A 9,918-nucleotide genomic window follows, 5' to 3' on the forward strand; every position below is an offset into this window, starting at 1 on the left:
AGCAGCATCATGAACAGCGGCACGGAAACGTAATGGGTCCCGGCCTCCACAATCCGGCTCCGCAGTTCACGATCATCCGTCTCCCGCGACGCTCGAACGCACGGCGCAGAGGCCGTTAGATGCAGCACCCTGGTTAGGCATCAGGTGAACGTTCATCTGCAATCTTTTTGACGAACCATCGAATGTCGGTAAACACATCAACCAAGAAGGCAAAAAAGAACGACTGAATCACCCCGACCAATCCAATAGCCAAAAGAATTCCTCCGATCCGGTTGTCATCACTGGCTACAAAGCCAATCAAACCGACCAAAATGTTGACGCATCCCACAACTCGGAGAAATGTCGCCCAACCGGAACGTCTCTCGATTAACTCCGTCGCGAGTGTGGCAGATCCCTGCGGCTGCACTGAGTCGGTGAGCAACGGGGACGCCGTCTTGAAGACTGGAAAAAAGAAGTCTAATCGCTGCCAACCACCGAATAGTTTTTGGGGACACGCTTCCGTATTCCCGTCGATTTCCTGTGCCGCAAAGCGACGTTGCAATTCTGCGAAAGTAAACGGACCAGTTTCTTTACCGCTCTCGCGTAACCGCCATTGCCATTGTTCGTATCCCATATTCCTATGTGGAGTTGCATTTGCCTAACAGTTTAATGAACCGCAATCCCTGCGGTCTTATTATCGAGTTCGATTTAACAGTGGGGCATCCCCCGTGTCGAGCGTGACCCCAGAAAAACGCGCGTGCGCGCGTGAAGATTGGGCTTCGTGGGACGCCGCGGAACGTCGGGCAAAGGGGCAAAACATCGAGGCTGCGTTTCTTACTTTGTTTCTTACTTTGCCACTTCGGGCCGCCTCGACTGCTCGAAAACCCTTGTTTTTACGAGCGTTTTTGAAGTTGGTGGCTGGGGACGGAATTGAACCGCCGACACAAGGATTTTCAGTCCTCTGCTCTACCGACTGAGCTACCCAGCCATCGCAGGGCGGAAACTATGCACCGGGCCGAAGTCGCGGCAAGAGCATTCTCGACGTGGGTGGATCAATCTGCGATCGCGGATGCCTCAGGCCGCCTTGCGCGCCCAGCGGAGTTTCGCGGAGGTCGCGCGTGGGTTGGCGCCGCACTCCTCCGGCGATGGACGGGTCACGGTCGGCGAGATCTCCGCGTAGTCACCGGCGCGCAACCCTGCTTCGAAGGATTTTTTCACCCGCCGATCCTCGCCCGAGTGGAAGGTCAGGAACGCGACGCGACCGCCGGGTCGCAGGCACGCCGGCAGATGGCGCAGGAGCATCTCCAACGCGCCAAACTCGTCGTTCACCGCGATCCGGACCGCCTGAAACACGCGGCGCACGGTCCGTTCAAGTTCGTCCTCGGCCTTCCGCGGAAGCGTCGCGCGAACGGCCGCGGCGAGCGCGGTGGTGGTGGTGAGCGACTTGCCCGCGAGCGCGTCCGCGATTAGCCGGGCGTTGGGTTCGTCGGAGTTGCCCGCGAGCAGGTCGGCCAGCGCGCGGGCACTGAGGGATTGCAGGAAGAGGGACGCGGGTTGGCCGCGGTGCGGATTCATCCGCATGTCGAGCGGACCGTCGAGCTTCATCGCGAAGCCGCGCGCGGGATCGTCGATCTGCATCGAGGAGACGCCGAGGTCCGCGAAGATGGCGTCCGCGCCGCCGAGCCCGAGCCCGGCGAGCCGTTGCGCAAGGCCGGCGAAGTTGCCGCGGTGCGCGCGGAACGCCGATCCGTCGAAGCCCAGCGCGCGCAGTCGCGCCTCGGTTCGTGGTAACTCGATGGGGTCGGAGTCCAGCCCGATCAATTGTCCGCCGGGCTGGATGCGCTGGAGCAATGCCTGCGCGTGTCCGCCGTAACCGAGGGTGCAATCCACCACCACGTCGCGTGGCTTGGGCGTGAGCGCGTCGAGTACTTCGGCGACCATCACCGGCCGATGCGAGCCTGCGGGCGTTTTTCCCGAGGCGATCACCTTGGCGATGGTCTCCGGGAAGCGCGCCGGGGCGTGCTCCTTGTATTTGTCCTCGAATCGCCGCGGGTTCTTCCCGGGGTAGCGCGGCCGGCGCCGGTGCGCGGCGGGCGGTGGATTGGTTGGCGAGTTTTCGGTCACGCCGGGGCGACATTGTCAAAACGGGACGGCGAGCGCGACACGGGAGTGATTCACGGCCGCGAGATGAACGCGTTGCCGCGGATGTAGAATCGCAAGAGACGCCGCGCCCAGTGCCCCGCGTAATCCACGCCGACGCGCGGCCGTCGCGTGACGGCGAACGAATCCGCCCTGGCGGAATCCGCGATAAAGAACGAGCCGGTCGTCAGGTCGCGTGCGTTGAGCCGACGGTCGATTTCCATGGCGCGGCAGAGCAACCCGGGACCGCTTGAGCGCCTGGTGATTCCACGGACGGGCTCCACCGCGCGCAGGAGCACGGCGGCGCCGTGGCCTGCGGGCTCGGTCACCACGTTCATGCAATGGTGCATGCCGTAGACAAGATACACGTAGGCGTGTCCCGGCGGTCCGAACATTACGCGCGTGCGTTCCGTGAGCCCGCGGCACGAATGCGCCGCCAGGTCGTGCGGGCCGAGGTAGGCTTCGGTCTCGACGATGCGGCCGACGAGGTCGCGCGAGGCGCGGCGATGGACGAGAAGCTTGCCGAGCAGGTCGCGGGCGACGCTGACGGTGTCGCGGTCGTAGAACTCGCGAGGCAGCGGTTGGAGATTCCCGATGCCAGGCATGGCTTACGCGGGCGGGGTTGGAGCGGGACCGACTGGCGCCGGCCGCCGCGGCGCGGCGCTGCCGGGCGCGCGAGGGCGAGTGGATGCGGTGTCTCTCCCGGGACGCGACGGCTGCAGGACCGCGGATTTGATGAGCCGGCAGAATTCCTTCTTCGTGGCTTGATGGAGCGTGCCCGCCTTGAAGTCCGCGCTGACGGCGGACTTGTATGCCACGGCGAGGCGCTCGAGGCGGACGATGCGGATGAATTCAACGCCGCGCTTCCAAAGTTGACCTTGCTGGAGTCGGAGTGGGGTTGCCATCGGTGTCGGTCGCGTCGTCGCGCGGCGCGCATCATGCGAGCGGGCTGGCCCTGTGTAAATGCAGGAGCTGTCCGCGGAGTTTGCACCGCGTGGGGTTCTGTGCCATAACGCCGCGGCACTTGCGCACCATGAAAGCTCCATCCTTCCGACTTGCCCTGCTCCCGACGTTTCTCCTCGTCACGGCGCCCGCGGTCGGCGCCGACCGCAACGTCGGTGTCGGCGCGAAACCCATCGCTGGCGCGGAGGTGCTTCTGGATGGCTCCCGCGCGATGCTCGATGACAAGTGGACCTACTGGAGGGGCCCGCGCTTCGGCTCTTCGCTGCCGATCAAGTGGAAAGTCGTGGATGACCCGGTGGACAAGGGAACCGTGGTGCAGACCGACGATCCCGCAGCCGCCGGCGGCAAGTATGGCGCGGCGGACATCGTGACCAAGAAGGCGTATCGCGACTTCCGGCTGCACATCGAGTTTCTCGTGGTGAACCCGCGCGGCAACAGCGGCGTGTATTTGCAGAACCGCTACGAAATCCAGATTCAGGAGGGCGACAAGACGAAGCACGGCATGGGCGCGGTCATCAACGAGAGCGAGTCGCCGTATCATGCGTTTGCAGGCCTCGGCAGGTGGAACGCCTACGACATCAACTTCCGCGCCGCGCGCTTCAAGGACGGCCAGCGCACGGAGAAGGCGCTCGTGACGATGTATTTCAACGGCGTCAAGGTGCACACGAACTTCCCGATCGCGCAGGTGTGGGGCGGGCCGAATTCCGGCGTGGACGGCGGCAATGACCGCGGACGCGGCATCACGGACACGCCCCAGGGATTGAAATTGCAGGCCGAGGGCCACGACATCCGCTATCGCAACGCCTGGATCAAGGAGATCGACCTGAAGGAGCCTGACACGGACTTCTAGCCGCGCGCGAAGCCCGCGAACGCATGAACCTCGCATCCCAAGATCTCCACCTGCACCTTGGTGAACTCAAGGCGCAGCTGCTGCACGCGACGGATTACGAACGGGCGTTTCATTACTTCCTGGAGGAGTTTGGTGGCGACCAGAAGTTCATCACGATGGGCGAAGTCGAGCCGGCGCCCCAACTGACGCCGGGGCTTGCGCCCGCCCGCCCGCCGTGTTTTCAATGGCAATCCCGTCACGCGTGACTACACTCCCGGCATGATTAATCCGCGCCACAAGCCGCTCGTGATTGGCGGAGTCGTCCTCGCAGTCGTCTGGGCCGTGGCCATGGCCGTGTATCTATACGCCAAGGCGCAGAAGGTCACCGCCGAGAAAGTCGCCGCGCAGGTCGCGAAGACGGAGTTGGCGAAACTCTCCGCCGAGGAGCGGCGCAAGGCGTTGCGCAAGCTCGCCGCGATGCTCAACTCGCTGCAGGTGGACGAGCGGCGGGTGGCGCGGGCCGAGGCGGATTGGGACCGGCTCGTTCGCGAGATGACGGAAGAGGAGCGGCTGGAGTTCCTCGAGTCCACGCTGCCGAGCGGCGTGAAACAGATGCTCACCAACTTCGAGCAGCTCCCGCCCGACCGCCGCAAACGCATCCTGGGCGACTCGCTCAAGCGGCTTCAGGAGGCGCGGGACAATCCCGAGGTGCGCGAGCGGATGCAGTCCGAGGGCCGCCAGCCGGGGCCGCCGTTGAGCGAGGAGGCGCAGAAGCGGCTCACCCAGGTCGGCCTCAACACGTTTTACACGCAAAGTTCCGCGCAATCGAAGGCCGAGCTCGCCCCGTTGATCGAGGAGCTCCAGCGCGCGATGCAGCAGGGACGCTTCATGCCCCGATGAGTTTCGAGTTCCGAGTTTCGAGCCCCGAGGTTCGCCGACAGGTCGCGTTCACGTTGATCGAGCTGCTGGTCGTCATCGCGATCATCGCCGTGCTGGCCGGCCTGCTCATGCCCGTCGTCAGCAAGGCCAAGGAAGCCGGACGCTCGACCGCCTGCCTCAGCAACCTCCGCCAGATGGGCATCGCGCTGCAGGTGTATGTGCAGGACAACAACAACCGCCTGCCCTTCATGCGCGACAAGGTTTACGGCACGAACTCGGTCCCGGTCACCAACCTCCCCGCGCTCAAGAGCCCCGACATCGTGCTGAGCAATTACTTCGGCGCGCCGCGCCTGCTCCGCTGCCCGTCGGACAAGAACGGCGTGTTCGAGCAAAGCGAATCCAGCTACGCGTGGAACAGCCTGCTCAACGGGCAGGACGCCGACCACCTCAACGTGATGAACATCGCCTTCAACCCGCATCAGATTCCCGTCTTCTATGACAAGGAGGCCTTCCACATCCTGCGCGGGCCGGACCAGGGCATCAATTTCCTCTACGCGGACGGCCACATCCGCAACCTGCTCGAAGTGGGGGGCGCGAAGTGATCGAACTGCGGGACTTGGGCAAGCGCTTCGGCGCGCGCTGGGCGTTGGAGGGACTGGACCTCGACGTGCCGCGCGGCGAAATCTTCGGGCTGCTCGGCCACAACGGCGCCGGAAAATCCACCGCCATCGGCATGATGCTCGGCCAGGTCTGGCCCACGACCGGCGCCGCGAAGATCTGCGGCCACGAAATCACCACGCACCGCCGGCAGGCGCTCGCCCGCGTCGGCGCGATTTTCGAGACGCCGGTCTTTTACGACTACCTGAGCGGCCGCAAGAACCTCGCCATCCTCAGCAGCTACAGCGCGCCGACGCCCGCCCGGCGCATCAAGGAAGTCATCGAGTGGGTCGGCCTCACCGGCCGCGCGGACAGCAAGGTGCGCACCTACTCCCACGGCATGCGCACACGGCTCGCGCTTGCGCAGGCGCTCCTGCCGGACCCTGAACTGCTCATCCTCGACGAGCCGAGCGACGGCCTCGACCCCGAGGGCATCCACGAAATGCGCCTGACCATCCTGCGCCTTCGCAAGGAACTCGGCCTGACGATCCTGCTCTCGTCGCACTTGCTCAACGAAGTCGAGCAACTCTGCACGCGCATCGCGGTGTTGAACCAGGGCCGCAAGGTCTTCGAAGGCTCGCTCGTCGAAGCCCGCAAGACGCAGGCTTGGGTCCGGCTGAAGACGGCGAACTTCGGCGACGCCGCGAACCTGCTGCGGCGCGAGCAACTCATCACGGACGCGCGCGACGGGAGCCGGTTCACCGCCGCGCCCGGCGTGGGCACGGACCGGATCGTCAAGTGCCTCGTGGACGCGGGCATGCCGGTGTTCGAGATCGTGCAGGAGGAGGAGACACTCGAGGGCTTCTACCTTTCGTTGATGAAGGAAAGCCGCGCGTCGAACTCCGCCCCAACTTCCGGGCCACCCGCGCTGCCCCGCCCATGATGATGTTCTACCTGCATCTGCGGAACGAGCTGTGGAAGCTCTTCGGGAAGAAGCGCACCTACATCGGCTTCGGCGTGTTCCTCGTCGCGCAGAACCTCATGCTGCTGGCGTTCCGCTACTCGAAGTGGCAGAGCGGCACCGCCAAGCTGCTCGAATCCAACGGCTACGTCGGCGCGGAATTCATCTCCGCGCTCACGGTCGCGCTGCTCATGCTCCTCCCGCAAATCGTGCTGCTCATGCCGCTCTACGTGATGCTCGTCGGCGGCGATCTGGTTGCGAAGGAAGCGGAGGACGGCGCGCTGCGGATGATCCTCTCGCGCCCGATCTCGCGCCTGCGCCTGCTGTTCACCAAGTGGCTCACGGGCGTGATCTTCGCGGCGCTGCTCGTCGCCTCGCTCGGCGCGATGGCTCTCGTGTTTGCGCGGCTGTGGTTCCCGTGGAGCGGCATGTTTGTGTTCATTCCGATCCCGGGCGGCGGCATGATTTTCAACGTGATGGAGGCGGGGGAAGGCCTCCGATACTACGCGCTCGCGCACCTGTTCCTCGCGGTGAACGCCTGCACGATGCTGAGCCTCGCGTTCATGTTCTCGTGCTTCAACATGAAGCCCGCCGCCGCGACGATCCTCGCCATGTCCGTGCTGTTCCTGAGCGTGGTGATGGAGGGGCTGCCGTTCTTCGAGGACTGGAAGGAATTCGCGCTCACGCATCACTTCCGCGCGTGGGTGATGGTCTTCGGCAAGCCGATGCAAGTCGCGCAGATCGTGCAGTCGCTGTGCGTGCTGGCCGGTGTGAACGTGACCGCGTTCATCATCGGCGCGGTGCATTTCCATCAGCGGGACATCAAGTCGTAGCCGTCCGCGCCCGCGGCCGGCGGCTCACTTCACATAGAGCGCCGCCTGCAGATCCCGCACGAGCACACTGGTGAACGGGTAGCGTTTCTCCGGGTCGCGTTCGAGACACTTGAGGACAATCCGCTCCAGCGCGACCGGGATGTCCTCGTTGTAATCCCGCAACGGCGTGATGGGATGATCGTGGTCGAGCTGCTTCTTGAGGACGTCCTGCGGCGTGTTGCCATCGAACGCGGGCCGGAAGGTCAGCAGCTCATACGCGGTCGCGCCGAAGGAAAAAATGTCGGCGCGATGGTCGAGCGGTTCGTCGAGCAACTGTTCCGGCGCCATGTAGGCAGGCGTTCCCGAGTGCTTCGTCATCCGCCGCGGCTTGTCGGTCCGAGGCTCCGCCAGGTCGAAGTCCACGATCCGCACGTCGCCGCTGCGCGTCATCAGCACGTTCTCCGGCTTGAAGTCGAGGTGCAAGAACCCGCTCGTGTGGATGTGGTCCACCCCGACGGCCATGTCGATGAGGACGTTGCCCAGGAACTCGCCCAGCGTCGCGTCGCGGCGGCCGATGAGTTGCCGGAGATTCGATGCCTCCACGTATTCCATGAGCAGGTAGAGCGTGCCGTTGATCTTCCCGTGCTCGACGTAGCCGATCACGTGCGAGTGATCGTGGATCTCCTTGAGGATTTCGCAACCGCGGATGAACTGCTTCCGGGCGGCGAAGGCGAAGAATGAATTGCGGGTCATCATCCGCAACGCAAAGCTCTGCCCCTGCGCGTCCGTGGCGAGCCAGATCTCGGCCATGCCACCGCGGGCGATGAGTTCATGGAGACGATACGGGCCGAACTCCCCGGTCTGGCCCTGGACCTGGCCGCTGCCCTTGTTCAAGTTGTTCTGCATCAGTGGACGACCCTCACAACGGCCCTTGGCCGGAAATGCTGCCCTCCACGACGCCCGCCGCGCCGTGATGGGGACAGCAAATATTCACTCCCCAACTCTTCGTGGTTTCGCAAGGTGGGCCCGAGGCCGCCCGCGGGAACGGACGTCCCAGACCACGCCCTCATTCGGGCCTTTCCCAAAAACGCCACCACGCCCGCGCCGGCTTGGGTGGGGCGGTGGAGAACTGAACCCCGTGTTCCCCGCCGCGCCCGGGCGGCAGGTTGATTCGCACCGTTTTCTTCTTCGTCCTCAACTTGCTCGTGTCCGAAGGTTCAAACTTCGGGATCTCCGTCGCCCGTTGTGGAAGGCGAGGGACAGGAAATCCCGCCGCACGGGCCGGATTCAGATTGAGGTCGTCGTCTTTCATACGAGCGGGGTTGCCATGTTCGAGTGGCTGTCTCCGAACGTCGCAACCTGCTGCGTTCTCCCGTGAATTCCCAGTCCGAGCTTCGTGGACGCGGCGACATGGAGTGATTTGCGCGCGGCACAACGCCCGCCGCTAGGTTCGAGTCCTCGCGCACCGCTCATCGGCGGGATTCGTATAATCTGCTTGGCGGCCATGCAAGCGCCGAGTTCAATCATCGTGTGCGCCCCGTCGTCGCGATTTTCCTCTTTCTGGCCACGGTACTCCTTGGCGGCGCGCTGATCGCGCCTTGGGCGTGGAATTTGATGCAGTGGGCGGCGACGCAATCCGATTCACTCAAACCGTGGGCTGACGCGCCGTTTCACCGCTACGTGAGCCGGTGTTTTCTGATCGTTGCTCTGGCGGGCCTGTGGCCGTTCCTGCGCGCGGTGGGCGCGCGCTCCTTTCGCGACGCGGGCCTCTGCAGATCCGCCGACAGCGCCCGGCAAGTCGTGCTTGGGCTCGCGATCGGGTTCGGGTCGCTCGCGCTCGTCGGCCTCGCCGGGCTCCTGGCCGGCGCCCGGACACTCCACCTCGAGTTCTCCTCCGGCCAATGGGCCGCGCACCTCGGCAACGCGACGCTGTCCGCGGTGGTCGTCGCCGTGCTGGAGGAGCTCCTTTTCCGTGGCGCCATCTTTGCCGCGCTCCGCAAGTCGCTCGCACTCCCCGCGGCGATCGGGTTGAGCAGTGCCATTTACGCGGCGCTGCATTTCTTCCAGCGGTCGGAATCGTCCGGCCCGGTCGAATGGTCGTCGGGCCTTGCGTTGCTTCCCCGCATGTTGCGCGGATTTGGCGCGGTGCAAGACTTGATCCCGGCGTTTCCCAACCTTCTGCTCGCCGGAGTGATCCTGGCGATGCTCTTCGTGGCCACGGGCAGCCTTTGGGTTTCCATTGGCGTGCATGCGGGATGGATCTTCCTCCAGAAAACGCACGCACTCGTGACGATTCCGGCGCCGGGCCCGCAGGCAGCGTTCTGGGGAACCGGCAAACTCGTGGACGGCTGGCCGGCTGCGATCGTGCTCGCGACGGTCGTGGCCGTGATTTGGGTCCGTTCCATCCGGAACCCGCGCGTCCTCCCGCCTCGGGAACCTTCGGAGTTGCCATGAACGAGCTGGCGCAACGCGGACGGAACGCGGTCGAGAGCCTGCTCGGATTCTTCTTTCCCAATGTCTGCCAGCTTTGCGGCGAGAACCGGGCGGGACGAGCCGAGGGCTACGTCTGCGCCGGCTGCCGGTGTCAGGTGAAGTTCGTGCTCCCGCCCTGCTGCGACCGGTGCGGGCTCCCGTTCGAAGGCGACATCGCCACGACGTTCGAGTGTTCCAACTGTCGTGAGATGGAACTCCACTTCAGTCAGGCGCGCGCCGCCGCCATCGCGAATGACTTCCTGCTCGATGTGATCCACCGCTACAAG

General features: G+C 64.6%; 12 protein-coding genes, 1 tRNA gene and 1 pseudogene. 8 read left to right on the forward strand and 6 right to left on the reverse strand.

Annotation, left to right across the window (positions count from 1 at the left end; translation table 11 throughout):
- Window positions 1-133 precede the first annotated feature (133 nt).
- From FJ386_14155 to FJ386_14175, 5 genes and pseudogenes are all read right to left on the reverse strand, one after another.
- Window positions 134-613 carry a DUF4339 domain-containing protein gene (locus tag FJ386_14155; GenBank protein ID MBM3877835.1) on the reverse strand — a complete coding sequence of 160 codons (480 nt, stop codon included), beginning with the start codon at window positions 611-613 and terminating at the stop codon, window positions 134-136.
- A gap of 278 nt (window positions 614-891) precedes the next feature.
- Window positions 892-967, reverse strand: a tRNA-Phe gene (locus tag FJ386_14160).
- 86 nt (window positions 968-1,053) lie between these two features.
- Window positions 1,054-2,103: a 16S rRNA (cytosine(1402)-N(4))-methyltransferase RsmH gene (rsmH, locus tag FJ386_14165; protein ID MBM3877836.1), complete on the reverse strand. Its 1,050-nt coding sequence runs from the start codon at window positions 2,101-2,103 to the stop codon at window positions 1,054-1,056.
- Between the two features lie 50 nt (window positions 2,104-2,153).
- Window positions 2,154-2,723 (reverse strand): DNA-3-methyladenine glycosylase, encoded by a 570-nt coding sequence (locus tag FJ386_14170; protein MBM3877837.1) that lies wholly within the window; start codon window positions 2,721-2,723, stop codon window positions 2,154-2,156.
- A gap of 105 nt (window positions 2,724-2,828) precedes the next feature.
- Window positions 2,829-3,023: pseudogene (locus FJ386_14175) on the reverse strand (hypothetical protein).
- 128 nt (window positions 3,024-3,151) lie between these two features.
- Here FJ386_14175 and FJ386_14180 point away from each other — a divergent pair.
- Genes FJ386_14180 through FJ386_14205 form a run of 6 tightly spaced genes read left to right on the forward strand, consistent with a single transcriptional unit; the run spans window position 3,152 to window position 7,180 of the window.
- Window positions 3,152-3,931 carry a DUF1080 domain-containing protein gene (locus FJ386_14180; GenBank protein MBM3877838.1) on the forward strand — a complete coding sequence of 260 codons (780 nt, stop codon included), beginning with the start codon at window positions 3,152-3,154 and terminating at the stop codon, window positions 3,929-3,931.
- Between the two features lie 23 nt (window positions 3,932-3,954).
- Window positions 3,955-4,176 carry a hypothetical protein gene (locus FJ386_14185; protein ID MBM3877839.1) on the forward strand — a complete coding sequence of 74 codons (222 nt, stop codon included), beginning with the start codon at window positions 3,955-3,957 and terminating at the stop codon, window positions 4,174-4,176.
- A gap of 13 nt (window positions 4,177-4,189) precedes the next feature.
- Entirely contained in the window at window positions 4,190-4,810 is a 621-nt protein-coding gene (locus FJ386_14190; protein ID MBM3877840.1) for a hypothetical protein, read from the forward strand.
- The gene (locus FJ386_14195) at window positions 4,807-5,391 is read left to right on the forward strand and encodes a type II secretion system protein (GenBank protein MBM3877841.1); all 585 of its coding nucleotides are present in this window, start codon (window positions 4,807-4,809) and stop codon (window positions 5,389-5,391) included. The genes FJ386_14190 and FJ386_14195 overlap by 4 nt, the downstream gene beginning before the upstream one ends.
- The gene (locus FJ386_14200) at window positions 5,388-6,329 is read left to right on the forward strand and encodes an ABC transporter ATP-binding protein (protein ID MBM3877842.1); all 942 of its coding nucleotides are present in this window, start codon (window positions 5,388-5,390) and stop codon (window positions 6,327-6,329) included. Before FJ386_14195 ends, FJ386_14200 begins: the two co-directional genes overlap by 4 nt.
- Window positions 6,326-7,180 (forward strand): ABC transporter permease, encoded by an 855-nt coding sequence (locus FJ386_14205; GenBank protein MBM3877843.1) that lies wholly within the window; start codon window positions 6,326-6,328, stop codon window positions 7,178-7,180. The genes FJ386_14200 and FJ386_14205 overlap by 4 nt, the downstream gene beginning before the upstream one ends.
- A 24-nt stretch (window positions 7,181-7,204) precedes the next feature.
- Here the strand turns inward: FJ386_14205 and FJ386_14210 are convergent, their stop codons facing one another.
- Window positions 7,205-8,065 carry a serine/threonine protein kinase gene (locus FJ386_14210; GenBank protein MBM3877844.1) on the reverse strand — a complete coding sequence of 287 codons (861 nt, stop codon included), beginning with the start codon at window positions 8,063-8,065 and terminating at the stop codon, window positions 7,205-7,207.
- A 624-nt stretch (window positions 8,066-8,689) separates the two neighbouring features.
- Between FJ386_14210 and FJ386_14215 the strand changes: the two genes are divergently transcribed.
- Window positions 8,690-9,613 carry a CPBP family intramembrane metalloprotease gene (locus FJ386_14215; protein MBM3877845.1) on the forward strand — a complete coding sequence of 308 codons (924 nt, stop codon included), beginning with the start codon at window positions 8,690-8,692 and terminating at the stop codon, window positions 9,611-9,613.
- Window positions 9,610-9,918: hypothetical protein (locus FJ386_14220; protein ID MBM3877846.1), on the forward strand; the 309-nt coding region annotated here is incomplete at its 3' end. The genes FJ386_14215 and FJ386_14220, both read left to right, overlap by 4 nt.

The organism is Verrucomicrobiota bacterium (genome assembly GCA_016871675.1).
Taxonomy (GTDB): domain Bacteria; phylum Verrucomicrobiota; class Verrucomicrobiia; order Limisphaerales; family VHCN01; genus VHCN01.